This window comes from Photobacterium kasasachensis (genome assembly GCF_050336885.1).
Taxonomy (GTDB): domain Bacteria; phylum Pseudomonadota; class Gammaproteobacteria; order Enterobacterales; family Vibrionaceae; genus Photobacterium; species Photobacterium kasasachensis.
In genome coordinates this window covers 587,076-604,082 of sequence record NZ_JAKJSH010000004.1, presented here as the reverse complement: position 1 = coordinate 604,082, position 17,007 = coordinate 587,076, and the positions used below count along the sequence as shown (strand labels likewise).

Here is a 17,007-nt window from a genome sequence, read left to right as displayed (position 1 = left end):
TGTTTTAAACGCTGAAACCATGTTGACAGACTTTATATCTGTCGTTTATATAATTTAATCAGAATGGTTAAGTAACAGCGTCATCTAAAGCGAATTATGCAATAAACACTATCATAGCTGAATTCAATTTAATTGATTTAGAACAGAAATTAGCTCTAGATAGATATCTTCTGCTTAATCAGAGTCGACTGATGTAACGATGTTTTTGCGACCATTTTTTAAATTTATCGTTCATAGGGCGCGGTAGAAAATCACTACTTCCCTTCACTCTCGGAGATAGCCCGTAAGGCTCTCCGCGATCATTTTGGAAAAATGGTGCTTTAGGGTTTCGTTGCCACATTGCACCACGAATGAGAAGAGAAGTGTTCGTTCGAAAAACAACCAATTAAGTCGAATAGTGCCACAGCTGGTAGTCAACCCATCAAGGGTGAGGGGTATGCGATGTTTGACTTATAGAGTTGCAATTCCCGATTTTCCTATCACTTTACTGATCGAAAAAGGGAGTTGCTAGGTTTCAAGATACTTTTTCTCATCGGTAGTGGACAAGTTAGATCAAAAGCACTAACAAATAAGAATAGCTGTCGCGTAGCCGACAGCTTTATTCAGAGTTGAACAAGCCCGAGCAGCTTCTTTATAGTAAATTCCAGTTTTGATTGCTGGGTGGGGACGGGATTAACCGTTTTTTAAGGACGAACAGAGTCCTGGCGTGATTCAGAGTAGTATCACGCCCGTAATGCTATGACTTTTAAGCATATTTGGTACACCTCCTAGGTTTCATATTGAAGCCATTATTCTTATTATGCCTGCCTTTCGGCTAACTCGGTCGGCTGATCCCCACGCAAGCCATATCATGTTGGCAGCAAGGGCACGGCCGCATTGTTTTTTGTTTCACCGTTTTCCCCATTGATGGGGTGAGATATAGCCCAGGTAAAAAGAGCAACTGGATCTGGATGCGCAGTTGCCTGGCGTTTCCTCTCAGGAAGCCATAGTCCCTCACGCGCTGCATGCCTTTAGGGAGGACATGTTGCAGGATAAGCCACAGGAACTTCAGTACCGGCAGTGTCCGTGTCTTTCTTTCATTGGTTCGACCGTCAAGGTAACGGAAGGTGACATCACTATCGCTGATCCGGCTGATATCCTTGTCTGGTAGGACGCCACGGTAGAGATAACGGGACAGGTACTGAAGCGCATGGAGACCGTACCCGACACACCGGCAGTCAACCACCCACTTTTCAGGTAAGTTCCGGGGCAACGCCATTTGTGTATTTTGATTGATCACTTCCAACAACCTGGCCCGCCAGACCTTGGCCAGTGCGAAGGCATTGAACAGGTAACGCTTCTGCTCTTTATGCCATTGATATCTTTTTGAGTCGTATTGTCCTCCTACAACGATAACATGGAGATGAGGATGAAGGTTGCGTTGCCGGCTATGGGTATGGAGAACCATGGTAAACCCCAGCTCCCCTTTGCGCTGCCTTTTTGCGAAGTCTTTTAAAACGTTTGAGGCAACGGAGAACATGGCCTGGTACAGGGGGCTTGGGGTGAGATCGGGCAAGACTCCTCAGTTCATAAGGCAGGGTGAAAGTCACCATGTAATATTGAACGGGCAGGAGTTTCTGCTGTTGCCTGTCCAGCCAGTCGGATGTAGTGCGGTGCTGGCACTGGGGACAGTGCCGGTTGCCGCAGGATAAGGCCAGCCTGTCATGATGATTGCAGTGTGAACAATACCACTGGGAGAGTCCCTGCTTCTCTGTTTTACACTGCAGCATGGCGGTGATAGCCCGGCGGATATCATTACTGAAGCGACTGCCGTATTGCTCTTCGAGCTCATGGCGGTATTGGCGGAGTAAATCAATGAAGGTGCTCATAGTGTCAGCTTCCAGTCCAGATGGAGCCTGTCAGCCAACAGGTTGAGGGCCTGCCTGGCATCGTTCACTTTAAGCTGGGTCATTTGTGTGTAGCGGGCTGTGGTATTCAGGCTGCTATGCCCAAGCAAGATTTGCAGGGAGCGGAGATCAAGCCCCTGTTCAAGCAGGTGGGTGGCAAAACAATGTCGCAGCGAATGTGGGGTGATTCTCTTATAAATCCTGCATTCTTTGAGGACTTGCTTTAGGGCTTTCTGGGGGCCCATGTCGTTCATGACGTTATCGCAGCACTTCCCTTTGCTGGGGAAGATGAGTGTCGGGTGGCGGTGGGTGCACCAATAACGGCGAAGTGCATGAAGAGTTCGTGTGGGCAGCGGCACCAGCCGATCTTTTCCACCCTTGGCATGGCGGATATGAACTTGCATTGTGTGGCTATCAATATCTGGGATGGTGATATTGAGCGCTTCGTTGATCCGTAGCCCCATGGTGTAGATGGCCAGGAATAACACCCGGTAGCGTGGCTCTCGCGTGTGGTTAATCACACTGGCGACTTGCTCTGGGGATATGATGTTGGGTAGCCGAGTGACTTTGGGGGGGGGGGTAATACCTATCCATTCCCACTGTTTATGCAGAGTGTGTTTATAGAAAAACTGCAGCCCGCAACGGTCGAGCTTGATAGTGCTCCAGGATACAGTACCGATGAGCTGGCTGAAGTAGCGCCTCAGATCATCGATGGTCAGTTTGTCGGGCCTGCGATCAAAATACTCAGTGATGCGCCGGACAGCCAGGGAATAGGCTACGATAGTTTTTGGGCGTTTGCTCTGCAGTTTTAGTTGGTTGAGGTGTTGTTGGTATAAGTCATCGAATCGTTGTCTTTCGGAAGGGGTCATAATGCTGTCTCCAGTTAATCACCGCTGGAATAGCGGTGTTACTGAAGAGTAAGGTTCTTTCAGCGATCATTGATTCTGCCGCGCAGCGGCTTCGTTCAGCGCAGAAATGTCCAGAAGTGTGTTAAGCGAGCAGTGTTGACAATGATCGCTCTAATTTAAATTACTTCATTCAAATTGAGATGTGAGGAGTCTTGAGGGAAATTATCACAGCTTCAGGCATGAATTCTAAAAGTGGTAAATTTACAACAGTTCTATTTGTAGAATGAACATTTTGCTAATTATTACTGCAATCTTATGCTAACTATTGCTGCAATTTTAGACATAACTTATTGATAGTTTGATTGGAGTATGTTGATGTTTTATTGCACGCATCACAACCACTGAAATAAGACCTGCCGGGCAGGCCGTAAGAAATAATCACGCACGGTTATAACGCAAAGACTACGTTTCAAAGCCTCCGGTAACCGGGGGCTTTGGTTGCACTGGACGAGGGGAGGCTAAGGCGGTATATCAGTTAGCCATCTTCATGCGAGGTAATATTTATATTTTAAATTAGGGGTTTAAGCCTAATAGCCGTTTAGCGGTGTCTAGTACATTACTCTTTGTAAAACCATACATCTCTAAAAGTTCATCTGCAGGTGCTGATTCACCGAAGGTTGTCATACCGATGATCTTGCCGCCAAAGCCAACGTACTTGTACCAGAAGTCTGCAATACCTGCTTCGATAGCAATACGAGCAGTGACGTCTGATGGTAGAACTGCTTCACGGTAAGCCGCATCTTGCTTGTCGAACAAATCGGTAGATGGCATTGAAACAACGCGTACTTTCTTACCTTCTGCGGTTAGCTGCGCAGCCGCTTCTACCGCTAGCTCCACTTCAGAGCCAGTAGCAATAAGGATAAGCTCTGGTTTGCCTTCGCAGTCTTTCAGGATGTAACCACCCTTGGCGATGTTCGCCAATTGCTCTTTATCACGTTCTTGCTGCGCTAGGTTTTGGCGCGAGAAGATCAGAGACGTTGGGCCGTCTTTACGCTCGATAGCCAGTTTCCATGCTACGGCAGATTCAACTTGGTCACATGGACGCCATGTGCTCATGTTAGGCGTTAGGCGTAGAGATGCCATCTGCTCAACCGGCTGGTGAGTCGGGCCATCTTCACCCAGACCGATAGAATCGTGGGTGTAAACCTGGATGTTCTGCACCTTCATCAGTGCCGCCATACGCATGGCGTTACGGGCATATTCCATGAACATTAGGAAAGTCGCGCCGTATGGTACGAAACCACCGTGCAGCGCAATACCGTTCATGATTGCGGTCATGCCGAACTCACGGACACCGTAGTGGATGTAGTTACCCGAGAAGTCGTTCGCTTCCAGCGACTTAGAAGCAGACCACATCGTCAGGTTAGAAGGCGCAAGGTCAGCAGAGCCGCCCATGAACTCAGGAAGCATCTGACCGAAAGCTTCTAGAGCGTTTTGAGAAGCCTTACGTGAAGCGATGTTGGCAGGATTTGCCTGTAGATCTGCGATGATTGCGTTCGCTTTCTCTTCCCACTGCGCTGGTAGTTCACCGTTTATACGGCGTTTGAACTCAGCCGCTAGCTCTGGGTAAGCTGCTTCATAAGCTGCTAGCTTTGCATTCCACTCTGTTTCTTTGGCTGCACCTGCTTCTTTGGCATCCCACTGGTCATACACATCAGATGGGATCTCAAATGGGCCGTGGTTCCAGCCGAGGAACTCGCGTGCCGCTGCGATTTCATCATGGCCTAGTGGTGCACCGTGGCAGTCGTGCGAGCCTGCTTTGTTTGGCGAGCCAAAGCCGATGATGGTCTTGGTACAGATAAGTGTTGGACGAGGATCCGCTTTGGCAGCGATGATCGCCGCGTTGATAGCGCCTGCATCGTGCCCGTCTACTGCTGGGATCACATGCCAGCCGTATGCTTCGAAACGCTTAGGCGTATCGTCAGAGAACCAACCTTCAACCTCACCGTCGATAGAGATGCCGTTGTCATCCCAGAACGCGATCAGTTTGTCAAGACCTAGGGTACCGGCAAGCGAACATGCCTCGTGAGAGATACCTTCCATCAGACAGCCATCGCCCATAAACACGTAAGTGTGGTGGTCGACGATGTCGTGGCCTTCGCGGTTGAACTGGGCTGTCATGGCTTTTTCAGCCATTGCCATACCTACTGCATTGGTGATGCCCTGACCTAGAGGCCCAGTGGTGGTCTCAACACCCGGAGCATAACCGTATTCAGGGTGACCCGGTGTTTTCGAATGAAGCTGGCGGAAGTTTTTCAGATCGTCGATAGACAGATCGTAGCCAGTAAGGTGAAGCAGAGAGTAGATCAGCATTGAACCATGGCCGTTAGATAGTATGAAACGGTCGCGGTCAGCCCACTCAGGATTTTGCGGGTTGTGGTTCATGTGGCCACGCCACAGTACTTCGGCAATATCAGCCATACCCATAGGCGCACCCGGGTGGCCAGAGTTAGCTTGTTGTACCCCATCCATGCTCAGGGCACGAACTGCATTAGCCAGACGTTTGTTTGTGTTATTCATTTCTAGGTCTCAATCGATCAATCTAAATTAGTATAAAGCTGCGAATTCTGTGATTTCTGGTTTGCCGCGAAGTAGAAGGAAGTTCAGGAAGCGGCTGGTCGATGTCGTCAGGATCTGTTCTTCATTAACACCGTGCTTTTCCAACAAGGCGATGGCGAGATCGAGCCGGGCAATTTCTTCGTTGAAGTGGGCATCGGAGCCAGTCGTGAAATATACGCCGATCTCTTTGCCGATCTCGACAATGTTGCTGCAACGAACGTCGCTGCCTTTGCGGCTCTTGCCGGTCAGTGACGTGTTGTTGACCTCAACCGCCACGTTATGCTCCTTGGCACAACTTAGCACCTGCTCAATGTCGAATGGGTAATTGGGATTGCCTAAGTGTCCCAGTACATCGACTCGGCCACTTTTGATTACATTGACTAGTGCTGCCGTATGCTCAGCCTCTGTCGCTGGCTTGAATACGGGTTCATGGAAGCTGGTGATAACCCAATCAAGGTGCTGGTCTGTCGATGGTGGCAGGTCGATTTCACCTTTCATATTGAGAGTATTTGCTTCGACACCACGCAAGATCCCGATACCATGCAAGAAGCGGGGCAAAATCCGTTGGTTATTGAAATGCCAATAGTGGGGAGCGCCAGGCATTTCCGGGGCATGGTCGGTGGTGCAAAGCAATTTCAGGTTTTTATTTTTCGCGGCTTGGGCATTTTCAATAATGGTGCTGTAAGCATGTCCACTGGCAATGGTATGGGTGTGGCTATCAATCACGATATCCATAGTGATCTCCTAGTTCGGGGCTTTCAGAGGTGGACTGCTTATTGAATTTCAAATGAACCGTCGCGGTTCATAAACAAATTCAAATCGGCTTTGATGGAATGGTTGAGAACTTTTTCGACATTGACCGCATCTGATTGGTGGTAAAATGCCAAGGCATCTTCTGGCGAACTGCCGCCTCGAACCTTCCTGTTGACCAAGCGCTCTTGCAGGAATTCCGCTTTGGTGTCGAGGAATACAGAGAAGTCGGCGAACTTATGCAGTCCTTGCCAAACTGGCTCATCCAGCAACAACCAGTTACCTTCCACCACAATGATATTACGCGTGACCTCAATGGCATCATCAACCGGATCATGCAGGTTCCGGTCGTAGTAGGGCCACTTGGGGTCGTTGATTTTAAGTTGTTTCAGCTTGTCGATAAGCTCGGTCAAATTGAAGGTTTCGTATGAGCCTTTAATACTGCGTAGGGAAACACGTTCTCCGTTTCGCTCAATACTGTTGTTGTCGAGAATTTCATTGGGGTAATGAAAGCCATCAAAAGGCAATACTTGCAAGGGTTCCAGGTGTTCATCCTGTTCTGATAAATATTCCCAAAAGGCGGCAAGTGTTGATTTTCCACTTCCTGGAGGCGCACTGAGAAAAATAACAACGCGTTGTTGCGTTTCTTTATAAAGGCGAGTGAATTTTTCAACTAGTGGCTGGTGGATGGTTTCGATATCTTTATCGGGAAATACGGCTTCGGTGTCGAATCCACTGATGTTTAAATTTACTTTCATTGTGAAGCCTCACTGTTTTATCTCTCTTTCGATATTTTCAATTAACAGCTCACAAGAAAGGTTAAGCACTGTTTTGATCAGAGATTCATATCTCATCTGCGAAAAGGCTTCGAAAGAAGAAAACTTTAATTTGTTAATGGACTCAAGATAAAAGCCGTCTTGCTGTGTCGAGATCACCGATTGGCTTTTTATGAAGTCGTAAATAACATCATCACCGTAAGAGATTTTGTCTGAAACAGACGAGGCATACTCCAAGGTTTGGTTATACAAACCAATATCGGCATAGGTTTCTAAAGAAATTTTACCCATAGCGAACATTAGTTTAGAGACGACATCAGTGGTTACCAACGGGCCGTCTTCCCGTAGTAATGGCTCCACAGCATACTCCATCACTAATTCGTCCTGGACGAAGACTTTAGGGAGCAATGCTTTTAACTTGAGGTTTATTATTTTGTTCGAAATCTGAAGAAACGAAGTAGCGTTATCGCACTTTTCCAGTTTCTTTAGTAATTCATGTTCACGTGACAACGTTTGTGACCTCTTCATTATGTGGCAGCGCAAAGGCTACCACACAAATTCGTTGTAACTAAACCGCTAAGCTCACGTCATAAAACTCTAGTAACGCTTTTTCTGCGTGTTCGTTCCACACATAGTTGTTGGCTTTTAGAATAGCGTCCAATTCAGCGAAGAATGGGTCTTGATCAGCAAGTGACATAAAGTCGTCAATAGCAGTCAGCGGAAGATCAATGTGCGGGTAAATAAGCTTTTTGCCGCCAGGGATCTCCAGTTGGTTCAAAATCGTATGCGGTGCCGCTTGTAGGCCACCAACATGAGTGATCATATATGATGGGTTGATTAAGTGGTCAGAAGACAAGTCGATTGATTCAATCATATCGCCTGTCGAACCGCCCGAGGTACCCACAATATGAGTTGCTTCGTAGTGCACGTTGTAGAAGTTGAACGGGACTTTGAATTTCTTGTCTGTTGGGCCGGCAAAGAAGTTTAGGCAGCCATCGTTGCCTAGGAGCTCATCGGCTTGTTCCAATACCTGCGAAACGGCGGCGTATACCATCACATCATCGTAGCCCTGACCGTCGTTGAGCGATTTCAGATACTCAACAGGATCGTCCACTTTCGCGGTATTCACATAGTGCAGCGCGATGCCTTTTTCTTGCGCTTTGCTTACAGGGATCAGGCTTTCAGCGCGATCAAGACGGGCTTGATCAATGTCGGTCACTACAATGATTCTTGGTTTAACCGGGCCATTGATGGCGTAATCAATCGCACCGATACCCATAGGGCCAGCACAGGCAAGTAGGGCAAGTGAACCGCCTTCTTTGATACCCATCTCGTGCTCGTAAACATACGGCGTAGTGTGGTAGCTGGCGTGGTAAGCCCCGATGATGCAAGACATCGGCTCAGCCAGTGAAGCATCAGCAAAGTACTCGCCTTTGTATGGCAGGACACAGCCTAGGTCGATAGCGATTTTCGGAATGATAGAGTAGGTGGCATTGCCGCCGAAGGTCTCGTAGCTGTAACCGGCAGAGTAGCCAGATGGCAGGCCCATCGCAGGCTGAAGAACAAAGGAGTCACCAGCAGTGAACTTGTCTTTTAGGTTCTCACCCACTTCAACAATGATGCCTGCGTATTCGTGGCCTGTCATCACTGGTACTTCAGCGATATTTTCTGGTACACGCTTGTGCTTAGTACCTAGTAGAGCCGCTTTGTAAGTCGATAGACAGATGCTGTTGGAAATGTTCTTTACCAGTAGTTCGTCTGGTGAAATGGTTGGTAATTCAAACGTTCTTAGTTGAACATCTTTTTCGCCACAGATAACCGCTGCCGTTGTTTGTACCATGATTTCTCTCCAAAGTAGGGCGGCGGACCGCCCTATAATGCAATTGTTAAGCTTGTTGTTCGATAGTTACCATCAGCTCATCAAGAGCAGGGTCGTTCAGGAAGTTTTTGATAGTGATGACTGGTAGCCCTGTTGCGTTGACCGCTCGGTTCTCAAGGCTCTCGTGGGTCACCACGATATCAGCGTCACTTGGGACTTTTTCGATAGCGAAGTTCTTCACCTCAATATCAATTCCCGCTTTGGTTAGTTTGCGTTTGAAGGTTGAGGCACCCATCGCACTGGAGCCCATTCCCGCATCACAAGCGAAGGCGACGAACTGGATTGGCTTAGCTTCTGCTTGAGCTGTTGTTGCTGTTGCCGCTGGTTTTACCGCACCTTCAGCTTTCATGTCTTTCATGTCAGTGACAGATTGTTCGAACTCGCTCTCTTTATCTTCTGACTTGCTCATCTTCAGAATCGCACTGGCGACTAGGAAGGAAACCACTGTTGCAGATACCACACCGGCAATGGTTGCGATGAAGCTGCCTTTTGGTGTCAGTGCCAAGTAAGAGAAGATAGAGCCTGGGCTAGGTCCCGCTACCAGACCTGCATCTAGTAGGTTGAAGGTTGCGATACCGGTTGCAGCACCTGCAATCATTGCCACAATCATGATTGGCTTCATCAGCACGTATGGGAAGTAAAGCTCGTGGATACCGCCGAAGAAGTGGATGATGATGGCACTTGGTGCTGAGCGCTTACTTAGGCCTTGGCCGAATTTCGCGTAAGCCAGCAACATACCGAGACCTGGGCCTGGGTTAGATGCCACCATGAAGAAAATAGATTTGCCGGTTTCTGCTGCTGCTTGTAGACCCAGTGGGTAATAGATCCCTTGGTCAATCGCGTTGTTCAGGAACAGTACCTTGGCGGGTTCGTTGATAATCGCCAGTAGTGGTAGGAAGCCGGTTGCAACTAGCGCTTCGATGCCTGATTTAACAAAAAGGTTAGCGGCTGTGACTGCAGGGCCCACAATCTCGTAGGCGAACAAGCACAGGATCATGCCGACAATACCTAGTGAGAAGTTGTTGACCACCATCTCGAAGCCCGAAGGAATGCGATGCTGGATACGCTTATCCATTTGCACCACGACCCATGCGCTCAGTGGACCCATGATCATCGCACCGACAAACATTGGGATGTCTGCACCGACGATAACACCCATGGTACCAATGGCACCGGCTACCGCACCGCGCTTGTCACCGATAATCTGACCACCGGTGTAACCAATCAGTAGGGGAAGCAAGTAGGTGATCATTGGGCCAACAAGTTCACCAAAGGCTTCGTTCGGCATCCAACCTGTCGGGATAAAAAGTGCGGTAATAAAGCCCCAGGCAATAAAGGCCCCGATGTTTGGCAATACCATGGCGGTCAAGTGACCCCCAAAGGCTTGCACATTAGCTCGCATGTTTGCTTTCACGTTATGTTCCTTCTTAGTACGCTTTTATTATGTCCAGCACTTGTTCTTTGGAAGAAGCTTGGGCTAGTTTTTCAATGTTCTCTTCATCCACAAACATCTCGCTCAAGGCTTGAATCACTTCAATGTGGGTATCAGAGTCTTTTGCTGCTAAAGTGATAAGGACATTGGCAGGACCGAGGTCAGAGCCAAAATCAACAGGGGACGGGAAAACATGAATACCAAGGCCTGTTTTCAATACCCCTGTTTCAGGTCGGGCATGAGGCATTGCTAGGCCTGGGCATAAAACGTAGTAAGGACCATTTTCTTTTGTCGATTGGATAATGGCATCGGCATACTGATTAGATACGTAGCCACGTTGCTCAAGGTAGTCAGTTGTTTTCCTTACAGCTTCTTGCCATTGGTATGTTCCGTCATTGATGACATCCACTAATTCGTGATCAATTAAATCGTATAGCATGTCTTTAACCCTGTTTTTCGTTGTTGGGGTTATTATCAATACAAGCGGATTAAAGAAGCAAATGGCCGATTTTTGTGACTCAGATCTAATTAATTTTGGTGTCAATAGGGCTTTTATTTGTCTGATCTCAAATTGACAAGGAAATTAATTTTCATTTTTTATCTGAGTTACAAATCAATAGGTGAAATTAGAAGTTGATCAAATTACTGGGAATTTAATTTATTTCGCTCAATGTGATTGATGTCTTGTTTTGCTAATTGTGCAGGTTGAAAGTTTGAGGTAGTTCGATTTGTTTTATTGCGGATTTTAGAAGTTTTCAACGGATTTCATATGCTGTTTAGCTAAGGTTCAGCGAGGAAATTATCACCTGTTATTTAATAACCAAATTTGTGAAATTTATTTAGCTGCAGGGCGAAATGGCCCCTTCCCCTACCTAATTGGCCAAACTAGGTGGTTCTGCTGCCTGATAAGCTTTTTCACTATTCTCTGACAAAGGGAAAATAACAGTGGGGGCGAAACGAAATAGAGCAATAGCTATAACGCGCTTATGTTCAAAAAGGAGTTTGGTTGTATATTTTGCTGGTGTTTCATCGTAGGCACTAAATCAGGGTTCAGTTCCGATTCTGGCTAGTCTTGCTCTCGAAAGTCTTTAGACTTAGCAGTAGATAAGTCGTCGAGAGTTCAGTCATGGATATGACCCCACTTCAATGTCAGCAGGCCAGATTAGCAAGAGATACCCGTTATGATGGTTTGTTTTTTACCGCCGTGAAAACCACAGGTATCTATTGCCGTTCAATTTGCCCGGCTCCTGCACCCAAAGAAAAGAATGTCGAATATTTTCCGACAGCGGTTGCTGCGGCCAATGCGGGATACCGGCCGTGCTTGCGCTGTCGACCAGACAGTGCGCCAGGCTCGCCGGCCTGGCTGGGCAAGAATGCGACCTTAAACCGGGCACTACGCCTGATAGATGAAGGGGCGCTGACGGAGCAACCGCTGACTCATCTTGCAGACAGGTTGGGGATCACCGAGCGGTATCTTCGCCAGTTGTTTGTTGAGCAAGTTGGCCTGTCCCCCAAATCCTACAGTTTGTATCAGCAATGCCTGCTGGCAAAAAAGCTGTTGCATGATACCCGTATGCCGGTAACGGATGTCGCGTTGGCGTGCGGTTTTAACAGCATTCGTCGATTCAATGATTGCTTCAAGCAGCAGTTTTCCCTGACTCCGTCCCAGATCCGCAAGCAGCAAAAGTCGACGCTTGAGGCGGGGAAAGGGATCTGCCTGTCGCTTGCCTACCGCCCGCCGTATAACTGGGACTATCTGCAGCAGTTTTACGCATCACGTCTGATCCCCGGTCTGGAGTGGCTGGATGAGAAAAGCTACGGCCGGACCTTTCAATACGATGACTGTACCGGTCGCTTCACCGCAACGCATGATGAAGGGAAATCGGTATTTCATGTCGAGATACACCTTAGCGATTTGAAATACCTTCCCCGGGTGATCAAGACGATTCGCCGCTGCCTCGATTTGGATGCGGACTCGTTGTTGATAGAGCAGCAGTTGCTACAGGCTCTGGATTGCGAACAGCTTGAGATGACTGGGGTTCGCCTGCCGGGGATCTGGAGTTCGTATGAGGCAGGGATTCGGGCGATACTCGGCCAGCAGGTGTCAGTCAAGGCGGCACGTAATCTGGTGAGTCGGTTCGTGGACTTTAATCCTCGCAATGATGGCGATTATCGTTATTTTCCCGAACCGGCCCAGGTGAGCCAGTTTGATTTGGAACAGCTTGGTATGCCACAACGCAGGCGGGATACGTTGAGGAATTTCTCGGCCTTTGCCGAAAGCAATCCGCTAGATGACGCCAAAAGCTTGCTGGCCTTGCCGGGTATCGGACCGTGGACGGTGGATTATATGAGGATGCGAGGACTCAGCGAGCCTGATATCTATCTGGTCAGTGATTTGGGCATAAAGAAAGCGCTGGCCGTATTACCCAACCCTATTGACGATTCACTCGCCGCCCCGTGGCGTAGTTATTTAACTTTGTATTTATGGAGCACTTTGTCATGAACAACCAACTGTTGCAGACACCAATCGGCTGGCTGAATATCGTTGCCGATGAATCGGCGGTGGTGGCCATTGAATTTGATGCCAATCCGGATAGCAGCGAAACACCCAATGCTGTTTCTCGCCAATGTTGCGAGCAGTTAGTGGCATATTTTAACGGTGAAATACAAGATTTTGACGTGCCGCTTAAAATGAATGGTACTGATTTTCAACGTCAGGTTTGGCAGGCGCTTAACCATATCCCATATGGCGAAACGTGTTCGTATGGCGATATCGCCAACCGCATCGGTAACCCCAAGGCGGTGAGGGCGGTCGGAGCCGCAAACGGTAGAAACCCGATCCCGATCATTGTTCCCTGTCATAGGGTTATTGGTAGTTCCGGTAAGCTAACCGGTTATGCCGGCGGGCTGGATTTGAAAGTCTGGTTACTGGAGCATGAAAAGTGCGGTGACTGAGGACAAAAGTCTGCCAAAAAGTAGGGATATTTTGGTGTTTGTGACTGACTACATCGACGTTGAAGTAGTGATAATTGTATCAAAAGGTGACTGGGTTAACGAAATGTTAACGCTTTGTAATTAGATCGGTAATCACTACTTGTAGTCAAATAGATAACAATGTGGGCTGGCTGGTTACTTAAAACCAGTCATATATCTCCAAAGCTTTCCATTATGAAGTAGGAAAACCTGTTTCCTAAGTGCTCGGTATGTTGAGTTCGTGTTTCCTTATTGCTAATTTTTTTCGCCACAGGGAAATGTTGGTGATTAGGTAAACACAGTGCTGAATGGTGAAAAATTCTGCTGTGTTCCGCCAACAAAATATAAATACACAGGTGGAACGGAATATGATATCAAAAATTAGTTGTTATCTTGCTGTAGCGTTAACCATGTTTACTTCTTCGGCGTACGCAGCGGGGGAGCAAGTTGGAATTGATAAGGCAATCGATCACTTTTTTAGCGAATACCTCGGTTGGTTCGCGAACACAATTTTTACATCGGTGCCTGTTAATGGGGCTAACTTTCCGGTCATCGTTGGCTGGCTGTTCGTAGCTGCGATTATCTTCACGCTGTATTTCGGTTTTGTGCAGTTCAAGCGTTTTGGCTTGGCGGTGAAAATCGTCAAAGGAGACTTTACTGATCCGAACAACAAGGAGCCGGGTCAGGTTTCGCATTTCCAGGCGCTGGCAACGGCACTGTCTGGTACGGTCGGTCTGGGTAACATTGCCGGTGTAGGTGCGGCACTGGCGATTGGTGGTCCGGGTGCGACTTTCTGGATGATCCTGTGTGGCCTATTGGGTATGGCTTCGAAGTTCTGTGAGTGTACCCTGGGTGTTAAATACCGTAATGAATTGCCAAATGGCGATGTGTCGGGTGGTCCAATGTACTACCTGAGCCGAGGTCTGAAAGAGCGTGGCTTTGGTGGTCTGGGTAAAGGCCTGGCTGTTGGCTTTGCGATTATGACCATTCTGGGCGCACTGGGCGGCGGTAACATGTTCCAGGGTAACCAGGCCAATGCCATGATTGTCCAGACGCTTGGTGTGCCGGAAGGTTATGGCTGGGTAACAGGTCTGATTATGGCGGGTATGGTGGCATCAGTAATCATTGGTGGTATGCCGTCGATTGCTCGAGTAACCGGTAAGCTGGTTCCAGCGATGGCCCTGATTTATGTTGGTATGTCGCTGATTGTTCTTGTGGCCAATGCTTCACTGATTGGCGATGCTTTCGGTCAAATTATTGAAGGTGCGTTTACAGGAGCAGGTGTAGCAGGTGGTTTCATCGGTGCGCTTATCCAGGGTATGAAACGTGCAACTTTCTCTAACGAAGCGGGTGTGGGTTCGGCAGCAATTGCGCACGCGGCGGTTAAAACTAAAGAGCCTGTAACTGAAGGTCTGGTATCGGTACTGGAACCATTCATTGATACGGTTGTGATTTGTACAATGACAGCACTGGTTATCACTATTTCGGGTATGAATAACGGTGAGCTGAGTGGTGTTAACCTGACAGCGGCGGCATTTACCCAAACGGCTGATATCTTCCAGTATGTTCTGGCTGTAGCGGTCGTGATGTTTGCCTTCTCAACCATGATTTCCTGGTCTTACTATGGTCTGAAAGCCTGGACTTACCTGTTCGGTGAAGGCAAAGGTACTGAGCTGGCTTACAAAGTAATGTTCTGCTGCTTTGTGGTTGTCGGTGCCAGCGTTAGCTTCGGTGCGGTAATCGACTTCTCGGATGCGGCTATCTTCGCTATGTCTATCTTCAACATCATCGGTCTGTACTTCCTGATGCCGGTTGTGAAGAAAGAGCTGCAGTCATTCATTGCTCGTGTACAGTCGGGTGAAATCAAGGATTTCAGCAAAGAAGGCGAGAAGGGATTGGCTTTCTCGAAAGGAACTGAGACAAACTAAGCTAATCTAAAATTAGAAGTCTGTATTAAACAGGTCAGCCAATGATATTGGCTGACCTGTTTTCTTTTACTGCTTCTTGTTCTCCGACCTTCTATGAAGGTTATTAATGCATGTCACTGATTTATGTTTCTAGTGAGTGGCAGCGGTTTGCGGTGCTTCCAGTCGAAGGTCGATGAGCTCGAACTTATCGACATCTACCAGACCTTTTACTGTAATCTTCAACGACGGGATCACCGGCAGGGCGAGGAAGCTCATTTGAACAAACGGCTCGGCAACCTCGACGCCGATTGCTTGCGCGGCTTGCTTGAGGGCAACAATCTGCGTTGTTATGACCTCTGAGCTGTCGAGGCTCATTATCCCCCCCAGCGGAAGCTTGAGATCGGCAGAGATTTTCCCGCCTTGCACCACACAATAGCCTCCACCGATTGCGATCAAGTGATTGATAGCAATTGCCATACTGCGCTCATCGGCACCAATAGCAACGATGTTGTGCGAGTCATGGCCAACGCTGGTTGCAATCGCTCCCTGGTTGAGGCCAAATCCTGTTACCAATCCCTTGGCGGGTGGTAGCTGGTGGCCATAGCGTTCGACGACAGCCAGCTTGTTAACGCCTTCATAATCAAACTGCTGACCGTCAAAGTGACAAACGAGGTGATTGGTCAGCAGCTCATTCTTGATGATCTCAATCACATGGTAGTCACCCTCTGTCAGGGGAATTGCCAGTTCGTCATCCGCTACCGCTTTATGTTTCAGGGTAGGTTGCAAAGGGGGCGCGGAGGCATCAAGCTTGGCCGCCACCGACTCGGCCAGGTGCAGCTCGTTGACAAACTGTCCGCCGATCAGTACCCGCTGAATATCAACCTGCTCAAGTGTGTTGACCAAATTGATATCAGCTTTGTAACCCGGTGCCAGCAGTCCCAATCGTTGTAAACCAAAATGCCGGGCTGCTGACCATGACGCGACTCGGTAGGCCAAATGAGGCTTGATCTTATGGTGCTGGATAAGCCGTCTGACCATGTAGTCGATATGACCTTCTTTGGCAATTTCGTGAGGATTACGATCATCGGTACAAAGCAGACACAGTGGAGAGCTGAACTCAGTGATCAGTGGGGCCAGTGCATCAAGGTTTTTGGCTACCGATCCTTCGCGCATGATCACCGCCATGCCTTTGGCCAGCTTTTCTTTTCCTTCCTGGAAGTTGGTGGTTTCATGGCAGTTCTGGATCCCGCTGGCGACATAGGCCGAGAGTTCCCGTCCGCTGAGCAAGGGGCAATGCCCGTCGATATTCAACGAGCTAAATGCTTCAAGCTTATCTAGCATGATAGGACTACCATTAAGAACCGCCGGGTAGTCCATGACTTCGGCCAGCCCCAATACATGCGGGTGGTCGAGGTAGGCGCGCATTTCTTCCACTGTGAAGTCGCTGCCGTTGATATCCAGTCCGGCAACGGCCGGTACACAGGAGCTCACCTGAACGAACATGTTCTGTCGCATCATCTCGCTGCAGCGAAGGAACCACTCGATCCCCGGTTTTCCCATTACGTTAACGAGTTCATGGGGATCGCAGACGATACTGGTTGTGCCGAGCGGCAAGGTGGTGCGCTCAAACTCGAATGGCGTCATGGTAGAGGTTTCGACATGCATGTGGCCGTCGATAAATCCCGGTACGGCAATTTGACCCTTGCAGTCGACGGTTCGTGTAGCCGTTAGCTCCTCAGCCTCAGGACCGATAGCGGCAATATAGCCCTGATCGATCACAATGGGGCCGGGAGATAACTCACCGTTGACGAGATCAAGTACCGAGATATTGGTCAGCTTGAGATCGGCGGTTTGCTCTTTCCGTAAGACGGCCAGCAGGTGAACAAGCTGTTCCCGGTCAAGTTGCTGGGTATGTTTGTGTTGGAGGTTTGACATCC

The 17,007-nt window shown here is 48.5% G+C and carries 12 protein-coding genes and 1 pseudogene; 3 read left to right on the top strand and 10 right to left on the bottom strand.

What is annotated here, in order from left to right; genetic code table 11:
• Positions 1–814 precede the first annotated feature (814 nt).
• The 9 genes and pseudogenes from L4D19_RS02550 to L4D19_RS02510 all read right to left on the bottom strand — a co-directional run bounded on the left by L4D19_RS02550 (position 815) and on the right by L4D19_RS02510 (position 10,629).
• A pseudogene (locus tag L4D19_RS02550) lies at positions 815–1,868 on the bottom strand (IS91 family transposase).
• Complete coding sequence (locus L4D19_RS02545; protein WP_428451043.1) at positions 1,865–2,755, bottom strand: site-specific integrase; 891 nt, start codon at positions 2,753–2,755, stop codon at positions 1,865–1,867. Before L4D19_RS02545 ends, L4D19_RS02550 begins: the two are co-directional and overlap by 4 nt.
• Positions 2,756–3,307: 552 nt before the next feature.
• The gene (gene tkt, locus L4D19_RS02540; RefSeq protein WP_428451042.1) at positions 3,308–5,314 is read right to left on the bottom strand and encodes a transketolase; all 2,007 of its coding nucleotides are present in this window, start codon (positions 5,312–5,314) and stop codon (positions 3,308–3,310) included.
• A 27-nt stretch (positions 5,315–5,341) separates the two neighbouring features.
• Positions 5,342–6,088, bottom strand: a complete 747-nt coding sequence (locus tag L4D19_RS02535) for a phosphatase (protein WP_428451041.1) — start codon at positions 6,086–6,088, stop codon at positions 5,342–5,344.
• 38 nt (positions 6,089–6,126) lie between these two features.
• The gene (locus tag L4D19_RS02530; protein ID WP_428451040.1) at positions 6,127–6,861 is read right to left on the bottom strand and encodes a nucleoside/nucleotide kinase family protein; all 735 of its coding nucleotides are present in this window, start codon (positions 6,859–6,861) and stop codon (positions 6,127–6,129) included.
• A gap of 9 nt (positions 6,862–6,870) precedes the next feature.
• The gene (locus L4D19_RS02525) at positions 6,871–7,389 is read right to left on the bottom strand and encodes an MltR family transcriptional regulator (RefSeq protein ID WP_428451395.1); all 519 of its coding nucleotides are present in this window, start codon (positions 7,387–7,389) and stop codon (positions 6,871–6,873) included.
• 58 nt (positions 7,390–7,447) lie between these two features.
• The gene (locus L4D19_RS02520; RefSeq protein ID WP_428451039.1) at positions 7,448–8,719 is read right to left on the bottom strand and encodes a zinc-binding dehydrogenase; all 1,272 of its coding nucleotides are present in this window, start codon (positions 8,717–8,719) and stop codon (positions 7,448–7,450) included.
• 46 nt (positions 8,720–8,765) lie between these two features.
• Positions 8,766–10,172 (bottom strand): PTS mannitol transporter subunit IIBC, encoded by a 1,407-nt coding sequence (locus tag L4D19_RS02515; protein WP_428451038.1) that lies wholly within the window; start codon positions 10,170–10,172, stop codon positions 8,766–8,768.
• A gap of 13 nt (positions 10,173–10,185) precedes the next feature.
• Positions 10,186–10,629, bottom strand: coding sequence for a PTS sugar transporter subunit IIA (locus tag L4D19_RS02510; protein WP_428451037.1), 444 nt, complete (start codon positions 10,627–10,629; stop codon positions 10,186–10,188).
• A gap of 687 nt (positions 10,630–11,316) precedes the next feature.
• Here L4D19_RS02510 and L4D19_RS02505 point away from each other — a divergent pair.
• The 3 genes from L4D19_RS02505 to L4D19_RS02495 all read left to right on the top strand — a co-directional run bounded on the left by L4D19_RS02505 (position 11,317) and on the right by L4D19_RS02495 (position 15,091).
• A complete protein-coding gene (locus L4D19_RS02505; RefSeq protein WP_428451036.1) occupies positions 11,317–12,693 on the top strand; it encodes an AlkA N-terminal domain-containing protein in 1,377 nt (458 codons plus the stop codon).
• Entirely contained in the window at positions 12,690–13,145 is a 456-nt protein-coding gene (locus L4D19_RS02500) for a methylated-DNA--[protein]-cysteine S-methyltransferase (protein WP_428451035.1), read from the top strand. Before L4D19_RS02505 ends, L4D19_RS02500 begins: the two co-directional genes overlap by 4 nt.
• A gap of 386 nt (positions 13,146–13,531) precedes the next feature.
• Positions 13,532–15,091 (top strand): alanine/glycine:cation symporter family protein, encoded by a 1,560-nt coding sequence (locus L4D19_RS02495; protein ID WP_428451034.1) that lies wholly within the window; start codon positions 13,532–13,534, stop codon positions 15,089–15,091.
• A 129-nt stretch (positions 15,092–15,220) separates the two neighbouring features.
• Here the strand turns inward: L4D19_RS02495 and adeD are convergent, their stop codons facing one another.
• The gene (adeD, locus tag L4D19_RS02490; protein WP_428451033.1) at positions 15,221–17,005 is read right to left on the bottom strand and encodes an adenine deaminase; all 1,785 of its coding nucleotides are present in this window, start codon (positions 17,003–17,005) and stop codon (positions 15,221–15,223) included.
• Between the last annotated feature and the right edge of the window lie 2 nt (positions 17,006–17,007).